The sequence below is a fragment of the Empedobacter sp. UBA5987 genome (assembly GCF_002429865.1).
Lineage (GTDB): Bacteria > Bacteroidota > Bacteroidia > Flavobacteriales > Weeksellaceae > Empedobacter > Empedobacter falsenii_B.
The window spans coordinates 29,493-55,712 of the sequence record NZ_DJBB01000012.1 but is presented as its reverse complement, the minus strand read 5'-3'; the positions used below and the strand labels follow the sequence as shown (position 1 = coordinate 55,712).

Genomic DNA, 26,220 nt, shown 5'->3' with positions numbered 1-26,220 from the left:
AATGGCAGAAATATTACATAGCAAAATTGTCGGCTCTGGTGAAAAACATTTATTGGTTTTTCATGGATTGTTTGGACAATTGGATAATTGGAGCACATTAGGAAAACATTTTGGCGAATATTTTACAACACATTTGATTGATTTACGCAATCATGGACGTAGTTTTCATAGCGAAGATTCTTCTTTGGCAGCGATGACGCAAGATATCGTGAATTATATGGATGCAAATTCTATCGAAAAAGCACATTTGTTGGGACATTCACTTGGCGGAAGAATTGTGATTGATTTTGCGATGATTCATCAAAATAGATTAGATCATTTGATTGTAGCTGATATGGCACCAAAAGCTTATCAACCTCATCATAATGCGATTTTCAAAGCGTTGAAATCTGTTAATTTTGATCAAGTTGAAACTCGAAAAGATGTAGAAACGACTTTGGAACAATATATTCCTGAAATTGGTGTGCGACAATTTTTATTGAAAAACGTTTACCACGCCGAGAATGGTAAATATGCTTTTCGATTCAATTTAGATATTTTGGATAAATTTTATCAAGAGATGATTGGTTCTGAATTGTTGAAAGGCGAATTTGATGGTCCAACTTTATTTTTGGGTGGCGCAAATTCAAATTACATTATGCCAGAAGATGAAATGATTATCAAGGAGCGTTTTCCAAATGCGGAAATCAAGAAAATTGCAAATGCAGGACATTGGTTACATGCCGAAAATCCGAAAGATTTTACAGCAGAAGTTTTAGATTTCTTGTTGAATAAATAAAAACAAAAAAGCGAAATTCATAATTTGAATTTCGCTTTTTTTATATCTGATTATCATTCCAAGTTTATCGAAAAATCTATTCTTTTCTTTAACTCAATTTATTTTCTCTCAACAACGACCAATAAATCATAGTTGAATCTCTATTCAATTCAGTGAAATTTAGTTTAGTTAAAAGTTTCGTTGAACCAATATTTTCTATCAAACAACAAGCGGTTACTTCTTCTAAAGTTTCTTTTGTAAATGCCCAATTTATCAATTCCGCAGCTGCTTCCACTGCAAAACCTTGCTTTCTTTCTGCTTCGATAATTCCATAACCAATATCACAACTTCTTCCAACAAAATTATAACCTTTAAAACCAATGTCACCAATTATTTCTCGTGTTGATTTCTTGATAATCATCCACGATTCGAAACCTGTTGGTGCATCAACTTTAGACAAGTTCACAATAATTCGAGGCAATGTTTCGATTACATCTGCATCTGGCCAACCTTTTCCTCTAATCAAATTTAATTGCTCTAAATCGGTATAATTATTTTGTAATATATTTTCGCAAATGGAAATCGTGAATGGCATCAAAATTAATCGTTCGCTACACAATTCCGTTACTTGTAAACTTTCTAAATGCATAATTGATGAAATTTTATAACTTCAAAATGTATCAACTCATCTTTCATTAATTTTTGAGAAGAATAAGTCAACAATTCAATGTTTTTGAATGTAAATCTTACCAAATAATCTCTTCCCTGAAATTTTGATAAAATTACTTTTCCTTCGAATTTTCCATTTTCTGAAATTGCAATTTCTTCTGGATAAATGACAATTTTAGAAGAATAAATTCCTAAATCTTGTGAATCATCCAACACATTTACATAACCAAAAAGTTTGGCCACATAAGTTGTCGCAGGAGAATTTCGCACATTCTCGACCTCATCATACTGAATCATTTTTCCGTTTTGCAAAACTAAAATTTTATCCGAAGTATAAAAAGCGTCATTCAAATCATGTGTTGTAAAAATCACTGTAATTTGATGCGCTTTACACCAATCCATAATTTTTTCTCGAATGGTTAATTTTAATATTTGATCTAAATTAGAAAAAGGTTCATCCAACAACAAAATTTCGGGTTGTTGTGCCAAAGCTCGTGCAATAGACACACGCTGTCGCTGACCACCACTCAACTTATTCGGAAAAATATGTTTATACTCTAACATTTCAACAACCGTTAACGCTTCGTCAATTTGTTGTTGTTTAAGCTCTAAATCAAAATTACTTAAAAATTTCCCGACATTTTCACCAACAGTCACAAAATCTAACAAATCATAATCTTGCGCTACGTATTTCATCATTTTATGACCTGGAATCAAATTATAAGCAGGACCACGTAATTTCTTAGTATGATAGTAAATTTCTCCTTCTTTAAAATCTAGCAAACCATAAATCAATTTCAGTAAAGTTGATTTTCCACTTCCACTTTCTCCGATAATACTTATCACTTCGCCTTTGTTAACTGCAAAATTGATGTTATCGAGTACTTTTTCTTCGAAATCTGGATAATTATAACTGAGTTGTTTTACGTTTAGCACGATTGAATAATTTTTCTTATGTTTGGCTAAGGTATTAGATTTATTCAATATGAAATAATTGTTTAATTATTTCATTTATTGATATAAATCAATATCAACTATTAATTTATATTATAGTTTTGTAAAAGAAAAAATTAAAAAAAGCAATATGAAAAAATTATTCTTAGGATTGGCTGTTGTTTCTGCTGTTGCATTAACTTCTTGTGGAGGAAAAACTGAAACTAAAGCTGCAACTGAAGCTCAAGAAGGAGCAACATCAACTGAAGGAGCTGCAGAATATGCTGTTGATACAACTGCATCTGTTGTAAATTGGAAAGGTGGAAAAACTTTTGACGATATTAACAAACCAGAAGAAGGTCACTACGGAGTTGTAAAATTAAAAGAAGGTTCTGTAAAAGTACACGACGGAGTTTTAGAATCAGGAAAATTTGTTGCTGATTTTGCTTCTTTCGAATCTAAAGATTTAGATGCTGATGCAGAAAGCAAAGGAAAATTAGATGGACACTTAAAATCTGCTGATTTCTTAGACGTTGAAAAATTCCCAACTGCAACTTTCGAAATTACAGGAGTTAAAGCTTTAGAAGGTGGAGATTACAATTCAGAAATTTCTGGAAACTTAGATTTCCGTGGAGTTCCTAAAAATGTAACTTTCAAAGCTAATGTAACTGTTGATGCGAATGGTGTAACAATCAAATCTGAAGAATTCGGAATTAACCGTAAAGATTTCGGAATTGCATTCGTAGGTGCTGGAGGTTCTATCATAAAAGACGAAGTTTTATTACAAGTAGATTTATCAGCTAAACCAGCTGCTGCAACTGAAGAAGCTGCAAAATAATCGAATTGAATATTCATAAAATAATAGAAGCCATTTATCTTAGATAGATGGCTTTTTTGTTTTAGAGGCGAAAAAATATAATTTCTCTCATTTTTTTTGTGATAATTAATTGAACTTAATTATATTCGTACTCATAATTAATAACATACATTAACAAAACAATGAAAACAATTAAGTTCTTCCATCCGGATGAAACATTTAATTATAATATTGAAAAATCGTTATGCAAAGTCGTTTTTCAAGGAAATAAAAAATGTTTGTTGGTCGAAATACATTCGACTGATGACTTAGAACACGTAGAAGGCGATTCGTTACAAAACGATTTTCCTCAACTTTCTTTATTTATTGATGATTTTCCTTTGGATGTAGAATCTGTAGAAGAATTAAACGGTAAAAAAGTTTCTATTCCTTACGGTTTTGCCGAGGAAGAAGACGAAGAAGGTGAAACTGTGGAAGTATATTATACAACGTTGAATGTTTCGGAAGAAGATTACGAAACGGTAAACAACGAATTAACTTTTAGTGTAAACGACAAAGGAATTTTGACCTTGAATTGGAAAGGTGAAGTGCAAGATTTTGTAGAAGAATCTGAAAAAGATATTCCTTTCGAAATAGAATGTACATTTGAAGAATTCGAATTCACAGAAGACGATTTTGAATAAAAAAAATACAACAAAAACCTCTCAATTTAGAGAGGTTTTTTTAATCACTATAAATTATGAAAAAGTTTACTTTAACTCATCGATTATTACATTGGACAATCGGAATATCGATGATAATGCTTTTCTTAACTGGTTTTTTGAGAATGGAATGGATGAGCAAGAAAAATCTTTCTGCTTTAATTACCAATGAAGTTTCAAAAGAAGGTTTAAACATTTCTGACGCTACTTTAAAAACAATTGGAAGAAGTTCTTTAGAACCAATGTGGCAATGGCACGAAATATTTGCTTATATCGCTTTAGGTCTTTTTGCTGTCCGAATTGTTTATATGCTGGTAAAGGGAATCCGATTTCCTAATCCTTTGAAAGTCATTCAACATCCGAAAAATTTCAGGGAATAATTTATATGATTTTCTATTTGTTAATGCTAATTAATATTGTGACAGGATTTTATTTAATGTGGGGAAATGGAACTTACAAAGACCCTATGGAAGAACTGCATAAAACTGCAATATATTGGTTTCCTATCTTCTTTCTCATTCATCTCATAGGAGTTATTATCGATGAAGTCAATAAAAATTCTGGAATTGTTTCTAAAATGATAAATGGTAAAGATTAAAAATAAAAAAGACACTTTATAAAGTGTCCTTTTTATTTAAACAATTGATATATTTTATCTTTTTCGTAACCTTCGATAGTTACTTTTTGATCAGTACTATAAAATGTATATTCTCTACGATTATCCGTATCTATAATATAATTCGGAAAAGATTTGTTAGCTCTATTCATTCTTGCTTCTTTGAGATTTTTTCGATCCTTGTTCGATATCAAAAAAGTCTTTTTATCAAGAATCAAAAAATAATAGTCCTTTTGCAACGAATAATAGTTACTTGACGATTTTACAGTTAAGATTAATTTATTATCCTTTACTTGATAAGTTCCTTCTGCAAAACCATAATTAGCATTATTGATTTCTTTACCATTTTTATCTAACTCTACAATACAGCTATAAAAAACAGACTTGTATTTGAATTGTTGATTATTAAACAATTTCAATTCAAAGTTGCTATTAAAACCTTCTAATTTAAAGATTAAAGGAGTCGTCAATACTAATTTATCTTGCGCTTTTGTATTAATTGCAAGTAAAAATAATAATCCAACCAATAATTTATTCCACAAATTCATATAACTGATTAACAATTATATAAATTTAAAGAAAATTATCTTCCTTTCATAAAAATCCAAGCTAATAAACCCCAACCGATAATCATGAATAATCCTCCAAGTGGCGTAATTGGTCCTAAAAATTTAAGGTTTGCATTCCAATGTTCTGCGAATGACAACAAATAGATACTTACAGAAAAAACAAATGTTCCGGCAATTAAACACCAAGCAGCAGAACGTTCTAATAAATTATTAAATTGAAAATACATTCCAACAGCTAACAAAACAATTGCGTGATACATTTGGTAACGTACCCCAACTTCAAAACTTGCTAATTTTTCTGCAGGCAAAATTTTCTTGAACGCATGAGCTCCGAAAGCACCTAATATAACCGCCGTCATTCCGTATAATGAAGCGATTGTCAACACAAGATTTTTCATAAATTATCTCTTTTTATTTTATTCAGATTTCTTTTTTCCTGCCACAAAATCTTTCAAATAATATGGCTCGAAATACGCAACATCTTCAAATGATTTTTGATTAAACTTTTCTTCCGCAACACGAATCATATCTTTTGCCGATGGAAAAGTTTGTATAAACGTAGCATCTAAATGCGCTAAAACTTCTTGACATTTTTCTGCTCCATCACCCACAAAAATAATTTTATTTCCTTTCAATTCTTCAAAAGAAGTTTCATCGATTACTTTAGCTTCTGTTTCTGTTAACTGATTTCCTTGCTTATCAAACAAAGCTGTATAGACTTCCATTCGTCTTGCATCAATCATCGGAATGATATAATCGACCTCTTGATTCAATTGTGATTCCGCCAAAATTTGCAACGAATTAATCGCCATCAATGGAATATCAGAACCATATGCAAAACCTTTAGCAGACGAAACGCCAATACGCAAACCTGTGTAAGAACCTGGACCTTTTGAAACACAAACCGCCTCGATATCTTTCCAATTTATTTGCGCACCTTCCACACACCAATCCACAAACTGATTCAGTTTTTCGCCATGTGCATAATTTTCATCACTTTCTTCAACCAAACATAGTTGAACGCCATCTTTAGCAATCGAAACCGAACAATTTTTTGTTGAAGTTTCTAAATTTAAGATTGTTGCCATGCTGCAAAGATACATCACGAAAGTTAGATGATTTATGTTTGATAAGATGATTTTCTTTCGGAAATAGAGAAAATAGTTAGCTTTAATCGATTTCTTTGACCAATTCTAATCTGTCCACAATAGAATTTTGTTCTAAAATAGTTCCTGGAGAAAGAACTGCATTTGCTCCAATTTTTGAATCGTCTCCTACCAAAGCTCCAAATTTCGTTACACCAGTTGAAATAATTTGATCGTTGACTTTTACAGAAATGTTTTAACAATACGTTCATTGTAATGATTCGCACAAATAGAACCAGCCTCAAAATTTACATTTTCACCAATTAAACTATTTCCAACAAAATTGAAGTGAGCTATTGCTGATTTTTCAAAAAGAATTGCTTGTTTTACTTCTGATCCCGGACCAACAATAACCGAATTCGTAAGAAAAATTGGTCCACGTAAATAGGCATGCGCTCCGATAAAACAATTTTCTGAAATAATAATTGTTCCTTTTAGTGTAACTCCTTTCTCTACAGTTGCAGATTTATGAATCGCAACATTACCTTCGATCCTATAATCATCAGATAGTTGCTGAATTTTATTCGTAAGAATTTCTTCTTAATTATCTACGATTTCCCAAGGTTGCTGATTTGCATTTTCTGGAAAGTGAGACAAAAAACTTTTTACGTAATCTTGAATATTTATCATTTCTAAATTTAAAAAATCTAGAAATAAATTATATCAAAAAAAGGTTATTAAAATAGTTAAACCTCTATTTCTCCTCCAACGTTATTGGAACGCCAGCATAGAAATCTAATACTTTTTGTTTAAAAATGTAATTGTATTTCGCTTGCAACATTTGCGATTCTGCAACCATCATATCATTACGCGAACGGTTAAAATCGTATTGATTAATGACTCCAGCATTGTAAGATTTTTGTGCAAAATCGTATGAAATTTTCGCATATTTTACCGCTTCTTTCGACGAGTCGTATGACGCATAAGAACTATTTACTTCGAAATACGCAGATTGAACATTTTTCAGCACATCTTGTTTCGATTGTAGAAGGTCAACTTTTGCTAAATCCTCGTTGATTAATGCTTTCTGAATATTAATTTTATAGGAATATTGATTCCAAATTGGAATACTCACACCAACTCCAAAAACGCCTGTTACATTATGTCCTAATTGCTCTAATAATGCATCTTGACGTAATCTTTTATTGAAATATTGTAGATAATTCGTTCCGAAATTGAAACTTCCTGTCACTTTTGGAAATAATGAAGTTCGCGCGATTTGAGTTTCTTTCGCAGCAACATCAATTTGCAATTCGGCATGTTTTACAGAAGGCTGATTTTGATAAGCCGTTTCTACCACATCATCCAAATTATACAATTGAGACGTTACATTATCTGGAATTTTGACATCAGTTACAGCAAAATTTCGGTAATCATTTAATTGCAACAACATCGCTAAATTGAACAATGCACGCTCTATTTCGATTTGTGCATTTACCACTTCACGTGTATTTGTCGCGACTTCAGATTCAGATTGTGCTACAACAGATTGAGCTACAGTTCCAGCTTTGAACTTTTTTTGATTTTGATCTAATAATTGTTTCGAAATAGTTAGATTTCCAACTGCAACTTGTTTCAATTCTTTGTTCAATAAAACCGCTAAATAATAATTCGCTACTTGCAACGAAATATCATTTATCGTCATTGCAGTTTGCACTTTCGACGCTTCCAATTCCAAAGCAGCTTTGTCTTTATTCAATTGAACAACTCCACCACTATAAATATTAATGCTCGATTGTACGCCAAATGAATACGCAAATTGATAATATCCCTTTTCTATTGTTGGATTATACGTTCCGATTGTAAAGTTAGTATCTACATAACCCGAAACCGTTGGCAACCATGCATTGTAGGTTAACTCTAAATTTTTATTGAAAATTTCTTGGTTGATGGTATTCTGCTGAACAGTCAAATTATTTTTCGAAGCATACTCAATACACTTTTCAATTGTCCATTCTTCTTGGGCAAACGAAGAAAGAGAAGTAATAAATAGTAAAGTAAAAAATAATTGTTTCATAGACTATTCTTGTCAGAAAATTAAAGATATAAAATAAGTCGAATTTCTAACCAAAATGTTACGAAATTCGACTTAAAGTTTTATTTGGTCAGTAAATTAACCTTTAATTTTTGAAGCAATTGCAAATTCTTCTGCAAAAGCAGCGATTCTTTCTGCAACTTCTTTTTCCTCTGTTGCTCTTTCGTAAGAACTAGACATCGAAATTAAAATTTGATGAAAGAAACGTTTCATATCATCTTGTGTCATTTCTTTTGTCCACAAATCGATGCGCAAAGCCTCTTTTGCTTTATCATCCCAAACAGAAAGTAACATTGCTTTTGTTTCTTCGTGACTAATTCCACCGTCTGGTGCATTCCAAGTCATTTTTTCTGGCACGTGATTTTCGTCCAATTCAATCTCTACTGTAATATTTGTTGTTCTCATAACTTCTAATTATTAGTTTATTTCACAAAATGGTAAACTTTACCATCAATTGTTTTTGTTGTATAATTTGTTGAATTATTACTTTCTAAAGCTGGCTTATATTTAGAATCTTTGAATATTTTTTGACCATCCATATCATCTAATAAAGCTTTCAATTCTACCTTCGGATTCTCTTTCATGTATTGACGAATAATTTGCAAACCAATCCAAGCCGCAATTCTTCCTGGAGAATCTTGCTCAATTTCATTATTAAATTTAGAAAATGGACTAATTGCTAAAAAGCGTTTATCCAAAGAAGCATCTGAACTGAATACATAATTTTGTTCTACAAAAAAGTTCCAAATTTGACCTTCGTTCTCAATACACCACTGAATTTGTTCTGGCGTGTAACCAACTTTATATTCGTCCGGCGTATCTGTTAACAATGCATCTTGCAAAATCAATTTCTTCCCTTCATAAATCATTTTATCAATAAATAATTGATTTCTTGGGCTAAATGTAACCACATCATTCGCAATCGCATCAACTGCTTGAGAAGGCAAACGATTAAGATCTAAATTGGTGCGCAAATAACGTTCTACGCCAATGCTATCATATAATTTATTCTTTGACCCCAAATACGCATCCATCGCAATAAACATCAAGCCAGATTGCTGACTAAACATCACAGGATAATCTATATTTTGTAAACCTGATGAATAGGTATAAACCGTCGGAATTTTATATTCTGGAAAATAAAATTGGTAACGTTGAAACATCGGAGTTAACGATTCATTTAAGTTTTTAAAATCTCCAAAAACCTTTCGAGATTGTCCATAAATACTCAATTCTTCTTTATTACGACGTTGACTTTCCCATACATCATCCGCAGTTTTTGCATCAAAAAAGAAAGGATAATCTTTTCGTAAAGTCGCTAAAGGAATCGAATCGTTAAAAAAATCTTGGCTGATATCATGAATATTCAACTGAACATTTTGTTCTTTGACATCCACTTCCCACGATTTTTCTTTTTTGCACGCAGTAAATAAAATTAAACTCGCAAAAGCTAAGCCATATACAAATTTCATTGCTTGGTTATTTAGCTAACAAAAATAGTAAAATAATCTGTAGTATTTTCAACCCTAATTTTTTTCATAATCTGCTATCTTTGAAATAAATTATTAAACTATGCAAACTGAAAAAGTTGTAGAATATATTGTTTCTTGGTTGAAAGATTATTTGGAAACAGCGCACCAAAAAGGCTTTGTGATTGGAATTTCGGGCGGAATTGATTCGGCTGTAACCTCAACACTTTGTGCGATGACAGGCTCCCCTTTACTTAATTTGGAAATGCCAATTCATCAAGAAAAAAATCAAGCGGATAGAGCAAAACGTCATATTGAATGGTTAAAAAATAAATTTTCTTCGCCAATTGATTCAATAGAAGTTGATTTAACCTCAACTTTTGATGAAATGGTTTCGGCTTTACCAGAAACGGAAACGACAGATAAAGTGAATTTAGCGTTGGCCAATACGCGCTCTCGTTTGCGTATGACAACATTGTATTATTTTGCTGGTTTACACAATTATTTGGTTGCAGGAACAGGAAATAAAGTCGAAGATTTTGGTGTTGGTTTTTATACCAAATATGGTGATGGCGGTGTAGATCTTAGTCCAATTGCAGATTTGATGAAATCGGAAGTGTATAAAATTGCTGAGTTTTTAGGCATTAATACAGATATTCAAAAAGCAAAACCAACCGATGGTTTGTTTGGCGATGATCGTTCGGATGAAGATCAATTGGGAGCAAATTACGATGAATTGGAGTGGGCGATGAAAGCGAAAGAAGCTGGAAAAACTACAGATGAATTTGAAGGAAGAGAAAAAGAAGTTTTCGAGATTTATTCGAGATTAAATCGTATTAACCAACACAAGATGGTTCCAATTCCGATTTGTGATATTCCTGAAGAATTGATGAAGTAAGTTGCGGTAAGCACAATTAATTTTTTCAATATAAAAGCAAGCGAAAGGTTGCTTTTTTTTATTTTGATGTGATGTTGAAACGAGTTCAATATGACTTACGTATAAATGTCATTCTGAATAAAACGTTAGTAGAATGAAGAATCGAAGATTCCTCCTAACGTCGGAATGACATTTTCTTAGTTTACACTTGAATAAGTCAAAAAGATAAGAAAAACAAAAAACTCAGTAATACTACTGAGTTTTTTTATGTTGTAAATAATATGCTATTGCGATATATGCGAGGGAGATTCCGGATAAGTTTGCCATTAAATCGACAAAATCAAAACTACGATGAAGTGATGTTAAAATACCTTGCAAAATTTCGATAAGAAAACTTACCAAAAACGGAATTATCATCAAGCGCAGAGTTGTTATTTTGTATGCGACAAATAACAAAATCGTCATCATCCCAAACATTCCACAATGTACAATTTTATCTAAATTATCAATCTCCAAAAAGATTTCTAATTCTTTGATTGTGCTTAATTTCGAGAAATTTTCTTGTGGAAGTAGCGTCAGATAAAACACCAACGCTACATATGCAAAGAATATTATTTTTTTTGTCTTATGCACCAATTAATTCTCCGTAAGCAGCTGCGTCTAATAAAGCATCTAATTGAGAAGCATCTTCAATTTTTACTTTGATAATCCACCCTTTTCCGTAAGGATCAGTGTTGATTAATTCTGGCTCACCTTCTAATTCAGTGTTAAATTCTACAACTTCACCGCTAATTGGCATAAATAAGTCAGAAACTGTTTTTACTGCTTCTACTGTTCCAAATACTTCTTCTTGACCTAAAGTTTCTCCTTCTGTTTCTACGTCAACATAAACAATATCTCCTAACTCTCCTTGTGCGAAAGCTGTAATACCGATTGTTGCTACATCTCCTTCTACAGAAATCCACTCGTGATCTTTACTGTACTTTAAATTGTTTGGAATGCTCATAATGTTTGTTTTATTGTTTTTTTAATTTCCGAATGTAAAGGTAGCACTAAATCCGGCACGAATTTGAGAAATTGGAAAAGCTGTTGAAATTTTATATTTACTCATCATCTGATCCCAATAGAATCTCAAGTTCAAATTCTTACTTACGTTATAATCTGCCGTTATCTTAAACGTCATAATTCGCTGTCCACCTGTAATTTGCGAATCTCCATAAATACTTGTTGGTACGTTTGGATTTTGTACGTCATCAAAGTTATAAATTACTTTTCGAATTGTTGTTTGATTATCTCTTAATGAGAAATCTCCACGAATATTTAAGTCACCTTTGATTGTTTTCTGATTTCCTTGGTAACGAATCTTCATTTTGAAATCTTTGAAAATATACCCAAATCCAATAATATATTCAGATCCATAATCTTCTGTATACGTATAATTTGTTGTACTTAATGATAATAAACGATCTCTGTTATATTGCGCACGTAATTGCATACTGTTACGGAATGTTAAATCCACTCCCAATAATGGTGAAAATGATTCGATCATCGTAACCGCTCCATATAAATTCTGCGTATAGAAGTTTCCGTTTTCATCTTTACCAGTCACTTGTCCGCCACCCATAATTCCTGTATCTAACATAAAGTTTGGATTGGACTGAATACCAGTTGTTGTATATGTCGAATTATATGAACTCGAAACCTCAACATTATCAAAATATTTATTGATAATTGGAACAGATTTCAATCCTGTGTACGTTACGCGCCAGTTCGGAACCGGAATAGAACGATTGTATCCTAATTTAGACGAACCTGCATCTTTTCCTTGCACCGCCGCTAAAAATGCTGGTAAAAGTACATCAGAACTTCTTGCATTAAATCCTTCGTAATAACCAAGTCCATCTACATTTCCGCTACCTCTTTTTTGTGCTAAACGTCCAGAAATAGTTTTAGTATTTGTTAGGAATTGCTCAAAAATTGCATCTCCATCTTTGAAAGCTGTTTTGATATTTACGGTCGAAATATTAAGATTTGCTAATTCATCAATGTAAGGATTTTCGACTGCTAAATTGAATCCTGAATGATAAATACGACGATCTTTTGTACGTTTTGCACTCAAATCAATTCGTAAATCTGGAATTGGCTCAATCAAAGCAGTTCCATTAAAATCAGAACCTTTTGTAATTTGATACGCATCTGTCATCAATTCATCTCCTACAATCAATCCTCTTTCAACTAATTGTCGTTTAATATCGAATTGTGTTCCATAAACGAAGCCTAAACTTGGACCATTTTTACCATCAACACCAAAGAAACCTGGCTCGTATAATAATCCTGGAATTACAGCTCCATTTGTTTGATTAAATGTAAAATTAGCACGTTTTAGTGATGATAAAATCATCCAACCATAATCTTTTGCTGTAAATTTATGTTTGAATTTGTATGCTGATTTCTTATTTGTACGACGTTTCTTAGAGAATAAAGTTGTGTAAACTGTATTCAACGAATCTATTTCTGCACGACGGCCTTTCAAAATCGAATCATAGCGTTTGTAACCTTTAAACTCTGGATAGAATTTAGCAAAATCCAAATCTCCCATCAAATTGATCGAATTCGAGTTTTGAGCTGTACCATTTCCTAAATTAACAGGTCTTCCGTCTACTTCAAAATTTCTGTAAGCAGTAGAAGTTGCAACCCAGTTATAATTCGATGTAAATCCTGCTTCAACATTCATCCAATTGAGATATGGGAAGAATTTTAAAGGTAATTTATAATTCACCTGAAATTGTTGATCGTATTGAACTGGACGTCCAATTGTGAACATATTTTGCCAAATCATATCTTGATCTGCACGCTGGAAAGTTGTTCCATCATTCAACGTCATTGTCGAAGATGTTAAATCTAAACGCAACGATTTTGTCAAATCAAAACCTAAATTATATTGCCAATTGAACAAGAAATTGTTACTATATGTCGGACGAATTAAGCTCGAAGAACTTCCTCCTCCTAAATATTGACTGATATCGCGATATTGTCTTTCACTATACGTTCGCGCAATCTCTGTACGGAAAGAGAAACGTGTTGGCAAAGGATTCACATTAAATTCACGAATAAATTGTAAATATTTTCCTGATTCCTCTTTTGGTTGAACCGCACGCCATTTTTTGAAAGGTTCGTAAGATTTTCCTCTAAATCCGAAATTATAATTAATCGACGCTCTTAATTGTTGGTTGATGTTATATTGCGTGTAAATATCACGGTAATAATTATCCGAATACATCATCGAAACTGAGAAGTTAGAAGGATCATAAAAACGAACAGGGTTGTTGTTATTTGTAGATCTAACTTTTCGAATATTGTTAAAGGCAAAACTTTTGAACTGCGTATAAGTACGAACAACTTTTTCTAATTCGGCTTTATTAGGCGCTTCATCAAAAATAATATCGTTGTCTAATGGATTATATTTTGGATCGACAAAACTTTCCTGAATTGTAAAATCGAATGGAATTTCCATTCCCCATTTCTTTGGTAAGAATTTGTCTAATTTTACTTGTGCATTCAACGCATATTGTAATGATTCGTCCTGATTACGATTTGCAGGACCTTGATCTATCGCACCAAAACCTACAGAACTTGTGCTTCCCGAGACTTGTACATTTGCGAAGTCACCTAAATTGAACTGCACATTTGCGGAAGCTGCATAACCTCCTTGGTTATCAATTTCGCTCAGACGAAGTTCATTTATCCAAAGTAAAACTTCTTTATCAGACGGTCCAGAAGTGTTACGAACCCCAATCATGATCGAAGATACATTCCCCAATGTTGGACGACCTTTTACATAAACCGTTTTGTTTGGGTTCTCTTGATCAAAAGCAAAATTGAAACGTTGCAATGTACTGAAGCCATCCGCATCTCTTTGTTTTTTAGCATCTGTAAACAAATCTGTATTCAGATCGATAAAGTTTTCATCAGGCCAAACTGCGCTTTCTGTTGCAGAACTTTGCGGCGTATATTTCAACGGCATTTCGTATTCGTAGTAGTTATCTGTATAATCACTACCTACACGAATAAATAATTTTGTACCATTATCAATGGCATTTGACGCTCTATCTAATAAATTTTGAGCAGACACAAACATTTGTAATTTTTTGTATCGACGCAAATCTAAATTTGTATTCTTGAAAATAGCTTTTGAAGTACTTCCTGGTTTAAACTTCGCTTTCAATGTCATCGAAGCTTCATTCTGAGATTGATATCCCGTTGTTCCTTGTGTTTGTTCACGATAAACTCCAGGAGGAATCATATAACGAGGACGATCTGTACCATTTCGCTCGATACTAACCTCACCAACTTCTAAATCATCAATATTTTTATCCTCCTCATAACCTTCTTGATTACTAATGATATAAGGATAAATGTTTTTGGTATAACGACGCCATTCAGAACGAACTAAATCAAACGTACCAAAACGAAGAGTTGTTTCTTCCTCGAAACCTCGCATCACCATACGCATAAAACGAGCAGCTGTTAATACGCTTTCTGCTTGCGCAATAGACGCATCATTGTTTAACTCTTCTACTCCATCTCCGTCAAGATCTAAATCAAAGTTATCAACAGGAATACGAACTTGATACCATTTAACATCATGTTTCGTTTTGTCAGGAAATTCCCCTTGAACTGTTTTTCGAGTAACAATAAATTTATTGTTTGGATCTTCTAACGTTTGACGGTTAATTTTTAACGTATACTGATTATAGTTTTCTGTTTGATCTAAATTGAAATCACCATTAATATCTTCTGTATCTGGAGTTAAAGATGATGCATGTAAAGGATTATCGGTTGAATTGTTTCCTTGCGGATTTCTGAAATAACGGTAACGATCTTGAACTGTATTCCCAATTGATGCTCCTCTGAAACGATCATCTAAAAAGAATAAATAATTATCATTCGCAGGATCTAATTCTCCTGTAACTAAATTATTACTCGTTATTCCATAACGTTGGGCTTCTTCCTCATCTGTTAATCCATTATAACCCAAATCTTGTTGTTTTCGGGCAGCTCCATCTGTATCAAAAGCATATAAAATTGGATTTAACTGAGGTGTTACACCCCATTTAGAAGCAACAGTCGCCGCTCCATTTCCAGAATGAGGCAATCCATTTTCGTACATCATTTCGCCGTCTTTCAAGACGTCTTCCGAAACATTTCCTAAATGTACCAATAACTCTCCTTCTCCACCTTTTCCATCTGCATAAGGATCCATCATCCAAAACTCGATGTATTCCACATTCGAATCTTTGAAGTTAGAAACTGAAATAGGACGCATAATTGCTCCCCAATTTTTCGTGTCTACTGCATTTGGATTAACATTATAAGGTCCACGTTCTTGTGGATAGAATGTCATATCTAATGTGCTGATATACGAATTCGTACCAGCCATTACATCACGTTGATCAAAAAGTTCTTTTAGCTTAATACGACGCGCCATATGCGTTGACATTTGTTGATCCGTTAAAGGCGAGCTTCCACCCATCCCATAAAAACGAGGATCAATCGTGTACCACGATAACATACGACGACCATTATTAAATGATAAATCGTCATTTTTCATTCCATTCGGGAAGAACGGGTGATAGCCGGAAGCTGAATATCCAGCAGGTTTTCCTGGTGTTGATCCAAATTTCCATGAACCAACATCTAATAAACTAATGCGAGATTGTGCATCTTCGAAATCGTCTATATAAGAATAACCTCCTGTCACTTTGTTCATTCCTGGCATCAAATAAGCCGCCTCTGCCTGAACACTAATGTTCGACATTTGGTCCGTTTTGATTCCCGGAATTTTATTTGTTAAACGAGTTAACCACTCAGCTTCTGAGTTATATTGTGTATTAAGTCCAACAATTGTGTTATTCACAGGTTCTGAACCAAATTGTGTTTTTTGCGTAACTGGACGTTCTTGGTAATTAATTAAAGTTCCGCCTAACATAAACTTATCACTAAATTTATGCTCGACATTAATTCCCATGAAACGTTTTTTCTGTAAATTAAATGTAGATTGATTTTCTAAAGAAACATTAATTGGTGCTCCAGAATTTTTCAATTGTTCATTGATGATTTTTACACGCCCCAACTGATAATCTACCGTATAATCTACGCCTTCCGTCAACGTTGCTCCACCAGAAGTTACTTTAACAGAACCTTGCGGCACATTGAAAGCGCCCAACGGAATACCATCTGTCACCGTTCCTTTGTAACGACCTTCTAAGGTATAACGATTGGCTAATTTTTCGCCAGAAAGTGTATTTGGTAATTGATGATAAATTTGATTGAAAACGTATTCTTCATTTTGACCTTGTAATTTATTGCTCAAATATTTACCAAAAGGTTCAACAGAAGTGAAAATAATATTTCCTCTTTCTGTATCAATTGTTAACCCTGGTTGAAAATCAAATAAACCATCACCTTTACTTCCATCAGGATTTTGTTGTAATTGTCCGTTCGAATTTAATCTATCCATGTTCAGAACTTGAATTAACGATTGTTCTGAAACAGCAGAATTTGGTAAGTAATTTAATTTTCCAGAAGATTGTTCACCATTATCTTTGAAATTAATATTCATCAAGAAATCTTCACTCGAAACACCATAAGCATTTAGCGAATAAATATTTTTCATCATCAAATCCCACATTGGCGAAGCCACATTAACTGCAGAATTTGGTTTGATTAATTTCGCGATAATTGGTTTATCTGTCTCACTCGACATTTGTCCAACTTTGTATAATTTTGTCGGATCAGAACTTAACGAATACTGAAACGAAACCGCTAACAAATCTTCACCATCAACCAAAGGCGTATTCAAGGAAATGTATCCTAATTTTGGATAGAAAGTGAATTCGGAAGCATCAAGTTTTCGAACATTTTCGTTGACGATAAAGTTTTCTCCATCCTGAAATTGTTCACCATTGAAAGAATATCCGTTCAAATAACTTCTTGCATCACTAATCTTGGTAAAACCTTGAGAATTAATCTCATTAAATAAGGCATTACTACTATTTTGAGGCGCTGTACCACCTTCTGCAATATCTCGCAAAGCGATAATAGAACGTCTATTCTGTTGATTCCCTCCAGATTTATCAACTTTCCAAACCTCAATATTACTGATATTGATATTACTGTTAACTGCAGGATAATTTGCTAACGCTCTATCGTAACTATTTCTAAAAAATTGACCTAAGAAAAAGTGTCTATTGTATTCATATTTTTCGGCAGCGACTTTAAAATCAGTCATCACACCACCACCTTGAACCACAATATTTTTAGATTCCGAACGTTGTTCTGAAAAGACAGCCGATACATTTGTACGACCGAATTTAAGATCTGTTCTAACTCCAAAAAGTGACTGTGCACCTGTAATCAACGAAGTACTAAGCGGCATCGAAATATTACCAACCTCTATATTTTGTAGGATATCATCTTCTCCTCCAAATGGATCCAATTTATTCCCCAAAGCCTTTCTCCACTGAAGTTTCATTTGATTTTCGAAGCCAAAACCAGCTTGCGTGTCATAATTCACTTTCATCTGAAGATTTTCTCCGACTTTACCCAAAATACTCAATTGCATACGTTGATTAAGATCCATTGTAAGCGTTTGACGGTTTTGTGGCAACAACATTGGATTATCTATCTTTTGCAAGAAAACACCCAATTCTAAATTTGCATAACCTTGCGGAATCAATGAAATTTCTGATCCACCAAAAATAGTTTCGAAAGCTTTAGATTTCACCTTAAAACTTGGTAAAATACTTCCTTCTTTTTTTCCTTCCTTATCTCCAAAACGTTCTTCACGATAAAATTGATCGTTGGTTTGAGATTTTGTACGGAAATAATTTTTCATGTCTTGATTCTGAACCAAAGTCAGGTATTCTTGACGTGTCAAATAGATAGGTTCGGAAACTAAACTTGTTCCAATTTGAGGATATAAAATATACTGACGCTTTATCGCATCATATTGTACATCGTATTTTATTTGATTATCTAAAAACAATCCACCTTTTTGATCTCGGATAGGAAACTTAAGCGTATCACTTTCCTGAGCCATAACATCGCTCATAGTTCCCATTGCAAAAAGGAAACACAAAGCTGCTATAGTAGAGCCTTTACGAATAGTTTTTGGTTCGTTATGAATCTTCATTAAATTTTCTTCAAGGTTTCTTTTACTAAGAATTCCACGTCTGCATCTGGCTGATCTTGTAGGATTTTGTCCATGATTTTCTCTGCAGATTTTTTAGGAATTCCTAAAACTTCTAAAGCAGATAACGCTTCATTCTTAGATTTATTTTTAACCGAAGTAGAATTAACATCTAATATTAAATTTTGATCCAATTTATCTTTCAAATCAATGATGATTCTTTGCGCTGTTTTAGCACCAATTCCTTTTACACTTTGCAATAATCTAGCATCTTCTTGAGCGATTGCAGTTGCAATTTCTTTGGAAGAAAGTGTCGAAATAATCATCATTCCAGAAGCTGGACCAACACCGTTAACACTAATTAATTTCTGAAAAATTTCTCGTTCTAGTTTTGTTGCAAATCCATAAAGTATATGTGCATCTTCGCGAACAATCAAATGTGTAAAAATTGTAACCAATTCTTCGTGTTCTAAAGTAGAATATGTATTCAATGAAATATTGACCCAATATCCGACCCCATTACAATCTATTACAACATTTGTTGGATAAATCTCGATTAATTTACCTCTTAATTGTGTTATCATTTTGATGTTTATTTAGTTACACTACATATAGTGATAACGTCAAAAATACGATTTATTTTGTAAGGATGAAAGTATTGATTTTAATGAAAGCCTTGTCAAGATTTAAATCTTGACAAGGCTTCAATTGATTTGAATTAAATATTTTGAGAAATCAATTTTTAGTTTTTCATATTGTTGTTGGTTTGAAATATAACCGTCGTACTAAACGGAGGAAATGTAAATACAGTTTTAAAATAATCAGTTGAATACTCTTTATCACTAATAGGATTATTAAACGTTACTCTCGTTTTAAGACTAGAACATCTTAATTTGTCATCATAATTTTTATCAAATGAATAAGGTAATGGTTCAAAATAACCCTCATAATTTTTTTCACAAGGATATAATCCGTCAGATTCTAATGGACTTTGTTCAAATACTTTTCCAAAATGTTGAACTATAAATAATATTATTATTGAAATTAATAAGGATAAAATAATAATTTTTAAATTTTTCAAATTCAAAAATTCAAAAATTCAATTAATTACAAATAAATTTACATACAATGCTCATCCATTCCATTTAGCTGAAGTGCTTCTTTGGCTGGTGAGATAAAAGGTATGTTTAATTCTAATCCGCGAAGTATAAATAATACACCCAAAATAAGAGTGATAATTGGTAAGATTTTTAAGATCGTTTGACGCTGTTTCACTGATAAAAAATTACCAAATAAAACGGTTGCAAACATCAAAGGCAGAGTTCCAAGTCCGAAGAAGAACATGAATAGTGCACTTTTGTAAACTGATCCTAAACCAATGGCTGCTGTAAGTGAAGCATAAACCATTCCGCAAGGTAAAAGTCCGTTTAATAGACCAACTATATAAAGAGAGGAAGAATCTTTCTTGATTAAGAATTTACCAAGAGAGAGTTTTACTTTTATCATCAAGGCGTTTACAGGGCGAAGTTGCGTAGCACCATTTTCATAGAATTTTGGAATCATGACCATAATAATCATCAAAACTCCAATCAAAATACTTAGATAATTTTGTAATCCAACAAATGAAAATGATTCACCAATCAATCCTAAAATTGCACCTAAAATTGTATAAGTGGTTACACGTCCTAATTGATAAGTCAAATTACGAAGTGTAAATTTTAGTTTGTTTTGAGATTCTAATCCCAAAGAAAAAGCAATAGGTCCGCACATCCCCACGCAATGCAGGGACGATGTAAGACCTATGGATAATGCTATGATAACTATTGTGAAATCCATCGAATGGACTTTTTAATCAAATAAGTTTGATTATTTTCTTTCCAGCTTAAAGTTAATTCGTATTCTCCATCAATTAACTTAACAGATGGTACTAAAAAATTCTTTTTATCAGATAATTTAATCGGCATTTTGACATCTTTTGTTTCGTCATCATTACGCATCAAAAAAATATCTCCTTTAAAATCGGCAGCAGTAGTTGCTGGAAATTGAAATAAAAATCCATTTGCTTGTACAATAACTTCTGGTTTTTCGGCCAAAGCATTTGCACGTTTTTCAGCATTTATTTCATCCTGAAAATGAATTTCTTTTTCGTAATAATCCTCAGTTACCATTCCGCCTGTATCTCCTGCAAAATATAACAACGATAGAATGAATATCATAAAACATCCCAAAGCAATTGCTACATAATGTCCCCAATTTAACTTCATATGATTAATATTTGAATGGAGCTGAGAAGCTCGTTTCGTATTTATCGATTACTTTTCCTTTTTGATTGACTAATCCAATCACTACTTTTTCTTTGTACGATTTTACTTCATCCATTGGAATTTTCAAGAAGAATTTCCCTTGGATGATTTGACCTTTTTCCATGTTCAATTTATTTTCGCCTTCGTACATTTCTACTTTTGAGTTTTTGTGTGATAGCAATTGAACTGTTACAATTTGGTCTGCATTTGTTTTATTGTACAATGTATACTCGAATTGATTAACGTAATATTTACCTTCTACTTTGTAATCTGTTCCAGGAACTTTAAGGTATTTAGATTCTACATCAGAACGAGAGAACAAGAAAGCTGTCATTGCTCCAATTAATAATAATAAAGCAAATGTATAAGCAGCTAATCGTTTTGTGAATTTGAATTTTTCGCCACGTTTGATATCATCTTCCGAAGCATAACGAATCAATCCTGTTGGTAAACCGACTTTTTCCATTACTTCGTCACATGCATCAATACAAGCTGTACAGTTAACACATTCTAATTGGATTCCGTTACGAATATCAATTCCAGTAGGACAAACAACAACACATTGACCACAGTCAATACAATCTCCTTTTCCTTCTGCTTTACGATCTTCGTTCTTTTTGAATTTTGCTCGACCAGCTGTTCCTTCACCACGTTTAAAATCGTATGTTACATTTATTGTATGCGAATCAATTAATACACCTTGGAAACGTCCGTAAGGGCAAACCAATGTACAAGCTTGTTCGCGGAACCATGCGAATACGAAATAAAACATTGCTGAGAAGAAAACTAATCCAACCAATGTACCAATATTTTCTGCTGGTCCTTCTTTTATCACATCATACAACGCATCAGCTCCAATAATGTAAGCTAAGAATACATTGGCGATGATAAATGAAATGATTGCGAAGATGGTCCATTTCAATAATTTTTTACGAATTTTTTCTTCGTCCCAATCTTGCTTATCTAATCTAATTTGTTTTGCTCTATCTCCTTCTATGGCGTATTCTATTTTTCGGAAAACCATTTCCAAAAAAATTGTTTGCGGACATACCCATCCACAAAATAAACGACCATAAGCCATGGTAAATAAAACGATGAAAATAATTGTCGTAATCATTCCTAAAGCTAGAAGGAAGAAATCGGATGTAAAGAACGGAAATCCGAATAAGATGAATTGGCTGTGCAAAACATCAAATTTGAACAATGGATTTCCATTAGGTAATTTAAAGAAAGGCGTTAAGATTAATATTGCTAACAATACATAACTTACATACGTCCTATAGTTTGTAAACTTACCTTTTGGTTTTTTAGGATAAACCCATTTACGTTCTCCGGTTCGCTCCATGGTTCCAATGGAACTACGAACATCTTCGTTCATTTGGCTGTTATCATCCAAATAATCGTCTAAATTAAATTCATCTTTTGGGTCAGAATTTTGAACACTCATTTTAGTGAATTTTAAATATATACAAATTTACGACTAAAAAAGAAAAGAGAGCTTATAAATAAGCTCTCTTTCAATATGATATTTGTTGTAATTATTAATGAATTACTTTTGTTTCCATGCTTCCATTAAGTCACCTTGAGGAGCAGCTGCACCTTCTGCAACTGTTTTCGTAGGTTCTTTTTGGTTGATGTAATAAACATAAGAAGCTACTTTCTCAATTGCTAATCCAGATAACTCTTTACGTTGACCAAATGCACGCATTTGAGGATTGTGAGGAGATCCATTATAAACAATGTGATAGATATTTTTGAACAAACTATCTTCTACATGATTCACCCAGTAATCATCCGTTAAGTTTGGTCCAATACCTCCTTTACCACCTTCCATGTGACATTGTGTACAGTTTTGCTCAAAGATTTTTTTACCTTGTTCTACGATTGCAGGATCGTTAGATTTGTTTACAGCTCCTGTGATATCAATATCATTTGCAACTGCCCAAATACTATCTTGCGCATCTTTGTAAACCATTTCTTCTTCGTATTCTTTGTCCATGTGAGCAAAGTCTGTGAAGCTATATGCCATTACGTAAACTACCATAAATACTATACCAAAGTAGAATAATGATAACCACCATTGTGGTAAAGCGTTGTCTAACTCTTTGATTCCGTCAAAACCGTGATCTAAGATAATAGATTCTTCTTCTTCGTCTGATTGTTTTTTACCAGCACTACTGAACAATCTTTTGAAGTAACCTATTTTAGCTTCTTCTAAATATTTAGCTTGTTCATCTTCAGATAATCTTTTGAATTTCTCTGCTTCAACAACTTTGTTTAAAGCATTGATGATTAAAAGCATCACGATTGCAACTGCTAATACTGCCCAGAAAATTCCTTGTGCAAACACATGTTTCAAGTGCTCCAATAAATTGTGCATCATTCCTTGAAAACCTGGTTCTGGCACCACATCTACTGGCGTCACCATTGTAAACGCTAAGATTACTGCTAATAGCGTTAATGGAATAAATATATAAGCCGGGGTACGTTGTCTCATTTTGTATTATTTTTTTCGTTCTCTTCTGGTTCTAAATCTAAAGCTGCTGACTCGCTGTCTTTGTAATACTCTTTTGGTTTTTTCATAACCTTAACAAAAATTGTCACAAAGACTGCTATAAATCCTATTAGGATTAATGTCTGCAATAAAGATGCATACTCATACTGAGAAAGGAATTCTTTATAATATTTTAACATTAGTTACTTGCTGTCTCTACTTGTTCAGCTTTGATATCTGTTCCTAAACGTTGTAAATATGCGATTAACGCTGTAATCTCACGATCTCTTAACGGAACAAACTCTTTACCTTGTTGTTTAGCTTCTGCTTCTTTTTTCGCATATAACTCTTTCAAATCAGACGCATCTTTAAAGATAGTTTGCTCGATTGCTAAAGCTTGTTTGTTCATAGAAACTTGCATACTGTCAAAATCTTCTTGTTGATAAGGGACACCTAATGCAACCATTGATTTCATTTTATCACGCGTTAACTCACGGTCTAATTTGTTTTCAATTAACCATGGGTAACGTGGCATGATAGAACCATCTGATGTAGAACGTGGATTCCACATATGTTTGTAATGCCAAGCGTCTGGGTTTTTACCTCCTTCGCGGTGTAAGTCTGGACCAGTTCTTTTAGAACCCCATAAAAATGGGTGATCGTAAACAAATTCTCCTGCTTTAGAGTATTCACCATAACGTTTTACTTCGTCACGGAATGGACGAACCATTTGCGTGTGACAAGCATTACATCCTTCACGAATATATAAATCACGTCCTTCTAATTCTAATGGAGTATAAGGTTTGATACTTGCAATTGTAGGTACGTTAGATTTAACTACAATTGTAGGAACAATCTCTACTAAACCACCAACTGCTAAAGTTAATACAGCTCCGATTGTTAACACGATTGGTGTTCTTTCAATCCAAGAGTGTACGCCTTCTCCTTGTGTACGTGCTGCTGTTTTTGGAGCTAATGCAGGAGCTTCTGCTTCTTCGTTTGCTACAAAGTGTCCAGCTTTTACTGTTTTCCAAACATTGATAATCATTAAGATTGATCCTAATAAATATAATGTTCCACCGAATGCACGTAATGGATATAACCATTTTTTAAGAATAGTAACTGTTTGTAAGAAGTTACCATATTCTAATGTTCCGTCTGCTGCGAATTGTTTCCACATTAAACCTTGTGTCCATCCTGCAACATACATAGGAATTACCCAGAATAAGATACCGAAAGTACCAATCCAGAAGTGAGCGTTAGCCATCTTAACAGATGCTAATTTTGTGTTGAATAATTTTGGTACTAAGTAATAGATCATACCAAAAGCGATAAATCCATTCCATCCTAAAGTACCTACGTGTACGTGAGCAGGAACCCAATCTGTAAAGTGACCAATTTTATTTAATGTTTTTGTTGCTAACATTGGACCTTCAAAAGTAGCCATACCATAACAAGTTAAGGCAACTACGAAGAATTTCAAAATAGGATTTTCTCTTACTTTATCCCATGCACCACGTAATGTTAATAAACCATTCAACATACCTCCCCAAGATGGAGCGATTAACATGATAGAGAAACCTGTTCCTAAAGCTTGTGCCCAACCTGGTAATGCTGTATAAAGCAAGTGGTGAGGACCAGCCCAAATATAAATGAAGATTAATGACCAGAAGTGGATAATAGATAATTTGTATGAAAACACAGGTCTATTAGCTGCTTTTGGTACAAAGTAATACATTAATCCTAAGATAGGTGTCGTTAAGAAGAATGCTACGGCGTTGTGCCCGTACCACCATTGTACTAACGCATCTTGAACTCCAGAATATAAAGAGTACGATTTTGGAGCTGTTAAACTAAATGTTACTGGGATTTCTAAATTGTTAAACACGTGTAACATTGTAATTGCTGCCCAAGTTCCAATATAGAACCAAATTGCAACGTACAAGTGACGTACACGACGCTTAGCAATCGTTAAGAACATTTGTGCTCCAAACAATACCCAAACTAACGCGATTAAAATATCAATTGGCCATTCATGCTCAGCATACTCTTTAGAAGTGTTGTATCCTAAGATAAATGTTACAAATGATAATACAATAAATAATTGCCATCCCCAGAAAACGATCCAGCTTAAAACATCGCTGTACATTCTGGTTTTCAACAACCTTTGCATTGAATAATAAGCTCCAGTAAAGAAAGAGTTCCCAACAAAGGCGAATACCGCAAATGTTGTGTGAATCATTCTTAATCTACCAAAACCAAGTGTCCCTTGTGAATTGATTAATCCTTGAATGTTTCCTCCAATTGTTCCATCATCCGATCCGAAGATGTATTCTGGTAACGTAGGAAAAAACAACAAAGTTGCAACCAATACTCCAAAGAAAAATGCCATAACTGCCCAAAACAATGTGGCATAAAGGAAATACTTTACGATCTTATTGTCGTAACTAAAAGTCTGCATTTGCATTATGAGTCGATTTTATCTTGTGTTTTTTTATCATCTTTTAACATTCTCACCGCTGGAGATTCGTCTTCGTCAAACTGCCCTTTCTTATACCCTAAAAAGAATAAAAGAAGGAAAATTGCCCCCAAAGAGACACTAACTAATATCATTAATAATAATATCCCCATAGCTCCACAAAAT

At 33.2% G+C, this 26,220-nt stretch carries 25 protein-coding genes; 6 read left to right on the top strand and 19 right to left on the bottom strand.

Translation table 11 applies throughout. The features are described from left to right. The first annotated feature begins 1 nt into the window (after nt 1). Nucleotides 2–778 (top strand): alpha/beta fold hydrolase, encoded by a 777-nt coding sequence (locus B3J26_RS01620; RefSeq protein ID WP_125350501.1) that lies wholly within the window; start codon nt 2–4, stop codon nt 776–778. Nucleotides 779–866: 88 nt separating this feature from the next. Here the strand turns inward: B3J26_RS01620 and B3J26_RS01615 are convergent, their stop codons facing one another. Both B3J26_RS01615 and B3J26_RS01610 read right to left on the bottom strand, forming a co-directional pair. Then, nucleotides 867–1,406, bottom strand: a complete 540-nt coding sequence (locus B3J26_RS01615) for a GNAT family N-acetyltransferase (RefSeq protein WP_125350502.1) — start codon at nt 1,404–1,406, stop codon at nt 867–869. Further along, nucleotides 1,397–2,410: an ABC transporter ATP-binding protein gene (locus B3J26_RS01610; protein WP_291072897.1), complete on the bottom strand. Its 1,014-nt coding sequence runs from the start codon at nt 2,408–2,410 to the stop codon at nt 1,397–1,399. The genes B3J26_RS01615 and B3J26_RS01610 overlap by 10 nt, the downstream gene beginning before the upstream one ends. Before the next feature lie 100 nt (nt 2,411–2,510). On the opposite strand from B3J26_RS01610, the gene B3J26_RS01605 reads away from it, so the two are divergent. From B3J26_RS01605 to B3J26_RS01590, 4 genes are all read left to right on the top strand, one after another. Next, nucleotides 2,511–3,197, top strand: a complete 687-nt coding sequence (locus B3J26_RS01605) for a YceI family protein (RefSeq protein ID WP_221854254.1) — start codon at nt 2,511–2,513, stop codon at nt 3,195–3,197. A 161-nt stretch (nt 3,198–3,358) separates the two neighbouring features. Next, the gene (locus B3J26_RS01600; RefSeq protein WP_038335039.1) at nt 3,359–3,859 is read left to right on the top strand and encodes a hypothetical protein; all 501 of its coding nucleotides are present in this window, start codon (nt 3,359–3,361) and stop codon (nt 3,857–3,859) included. Between the two features lie 56 nt (nt 3,860–3,915). Beyond that, entirely contained in the window at nt 3,916–4,257 is a 342-nt protein-coding gene (locus B3J26_RS01595) for a cytochrome b/b6 domain-containing protein (protein ID WP_291072423.1), read from the top strand. Between the two features lie 5 nt (nt 4,258–4,262). Then, nucleotides 4,263–4,475, top strand: coding sequence for a cytochrome b/b6 domain-containing protein (locus tag B3J26_RS01590; protein ID WP_291069157.1), 213 nt, complete (start codon nt 4,263–4,265; stop codon nt 4,473–4,475). 32 nt (nt 4,476–4,507) lie between these two features. On the opposite strand, the gene B3J26_RS01585 is transcribed toward B3J26_RS01590, so the two are convergent. From B3J26_RS01585 to B3J26_RS01555, 6 genes are all read right to left on the bottom strand, one after another. Then, nucleotides 4,508–5,041, bottom strand: coding sequence for a hypothetical protein (locus B3J26_RS01585; RefSeq protein WP_291072422.1), 534 nt, complete (start codon nt 5,039–5,041; stop codon nt 4,508–4,510). A gap of 35 nt (nt 5,042–5,076) precedes the next feature. After that, nucleotides 5,077–5,460: a DUF423 domain-containing protein gene (locus B3J26_RS01580; RefSeq protein ID WP_286495307.1), complete on the bottom strand. Its 384-nt coding sequence runs from the start codon at nt 5,458–5,460 to the stop codon at nt 5,077–5,079. Between the two features lie 18 nt (nt 5,461–5,478). Next, nucleotides 5,479–6,150: a tRNA (adenosine(37)-N6)-threonylcarbamoyltransferase complex dimerization subunit type 1 TsaB gene (gene tsaB / locus B3J26_RS01575; protein WP_221854258.1), complete on the bottom strand. Its 672-nt coding sequence runs from the start codon at nt 6,148–6,150 to the stop codon at nt 5,479–5,481. Nucleotides 6,151–6,901: 751 nt separating this feature from the next. After that, nucleotides 6,902–8,224: a TolC family protein gene (locus tag B3J26_RS01565; RefSeq protein WP_291072895.1), complete on the bottom strand. Its 1,323-nt coding sequence runs from the start codon at nt 8,222–8,224 to the stop codon at nt 6,902–6,904. 96 nt (nt 8,225–8,320) lie between these two features. After that, on the bottom strand, nt 8,321–8,647 hold the full coding sequence (gene gldC, locus B3J26_RS01560) for a gliding motility protein GldC (protein ID WP_038335027.1): 327 nt from the start codon (nt 8,645–8,647) through the stop codon (nt 8,321–8,323). 17 nt (nt 8,648–8,664) lie between these two features. Continuing rightward, nucleotides 8,665–9,714, bottom strand: coding sequence for a gliding motility protein, GldB (locus B3J26_RS01555; RefSeq protein WP_291072893.1), 1,050 nt, complete (start codon nt 9,712–9,714; stop codon nt 8,665–8,667). Nucleotides 9,715–9,814: 100 nt separating this feature from the next. Here B3J26_RS01555 and nadE point away from each other — a divergent pair, with 100 nt between their 5' ends. After that, nucleotides 9,815–10,609, top strand: coding sequence for an NAD(+) synthase (gene nadE, locus B3J26_RS01550; RefSeq protein WP_291072891.1), 795 nt, complete (start codon nt 9,815–9,817; stop codon nt 10,607–10,609). A gap of 231 nt (nt 10,610–10,840) precedes the next feature. Here the strand turns inward: nadE and B3J26_RS01545 are convergent, their stop codons facing one another. From B3J26_RS01545 to ccoS, 11 genes are all read right to left on the bottom strand, one after another. Beyond that, the gene (locus B3J26_RS01545; protein WP_221854263.1) at nt 10,841–11,221 is read right to left on the bottom strand and encodes a VanZ family protein; all 381 of its coding nucleotides are present in this window, start codon (nt 11,219–11,221) and stop codon (nt 10,841–10,843) included. After that, entirely contained in the window at nt 11,214–11,594 is a 381-nt protein-coding gene (gcvH, locus tag B3J26_RS01540; RefSeq protein ID WP_038335019.1) for a glycine cleavage system protein GcvH, read from the bottom strand. Before gcvH ends, B3J26_RS01545 begins: the two co-directional genes overlap by 8 nt. A 21-nt stretch (nt 11,595–11,615) precedes the next feature. Then, the gene (sprA, locus tag B3J26_RS01535; RefSeq protein ID WP_291072889.1) at nt 11,616–18,782 is read right to left on the bottom strand and encodes a cell surface protein SprA; all 7,167 of its coding nucleotides are present in this window, start codon (nt 18,780–18,782) and stop codon (nt 11,616–11,618) included. Further along, the gene (gene ruvA, locus B3J26_RS01530) at nt 18,782–19,363 is read right to left on the bottom strand and encodes a Holliday junction branch migration protein RuvA (protein WP_125349892.1); all 582 of its coding nucleotides are present in this window, start codon (nt 19,361–19,363) and stop codon (nt 18,782–18,784) included. Before ruvA ends, sprA begins: the two co-directional genes overlap by 1 nt. Before the next feature lie 158 nt (nt 19,364–19,521). Beyond that, entirely contained in the window at nt 19,522–19,860 is a 339-nt protein-coding gene (locus B3J26_RS01525; RefSeq protein ID WP_280036616.1) for a hypothetical protein, read from the bottom strand. 38 nt (nt 19,861–19,898) lie between these two features. Then, on the bottom strand, nt 19,899–20,615 hold the full coding sequence (locus B3J26_RS01520; protein WP_291072886.1) for a sulfite exporter TauE/SafE family protein: 717 nt from the start codon (nt 20,613–20,615) through the stop codon (nt 19,899–19,901). Continuing rightward, nucleotides 20,600–21,043, bottom strand: coding sequence for a FixH family protein (locus B3J26_RS01515; protein WP_038335014.1), 444 nt, complete (start codon nt 21,041–21,043; stop codon nt 20,600–20,602). The genes B3J26_RS01520 and B3J26_RS01515 overlap by 16 nt, the downstream gene beginning before the upstream one ends. Nucleotides 21,044–21,047: 4 nt before the next feature. Then, nucleotides 21,048–22,529: a cytochrome c oxidase accessory protein CcoG gene (ccoG, locus tag B3J26_RS01510; protein WP_280062398.1), complete on the bottom strand. Its 1,482-nt coding sequence runs from the start codon at nt 22,527–22,529 to the stop codon at nt 21,048–21,050. A 102-nt stretch (nt 22,530–22,631) separates the two neighbouring features. Further along, nucleotides 22,632–23,579 (bottom strand): cbb3-type cytochrome c oxidase N-terminal domain-containing protein, encoded by a 948-nt coding sequence (locus B3J26_RS01505; RefSeq protein WP_280051210.1) that lies wholly within the window; start codon nt 23,577–23,579, stop codon nt 22,632–22,634. Nucleotides 23,580–23,775: 196 nt separating this feature from the next. Further along, a complete protein-coding gene (ccoO, locus tag B3J26_RS01500; RefSeq protein WP_291066607.1) occupies nt 23,776–26,043 on the bottom strand; it encodes a cytochrome-c oxidase, cbb3-type subunit II in 2,268 nt (755 codons plus the stop codon). Continuing rightward, nucleotides 26,043–26,207: a cbb3-type cytochrome oxidase assembly protein CcoS gene (gene ccoS, locus B3J26_RS01495; protein ID WP_019974626.1), complete on the bottom strand. Its 165-nt coding sequence runs from the start codon at nt 26,205–26,207 to the stop codon at nt 26,043–26,045. Before ccoS ends, ccoO begins: the two co-directional genes overlap by 1 nt. Between the last annotated feature and the right edge of the window lie 13 nt (nt 26,208–26,220).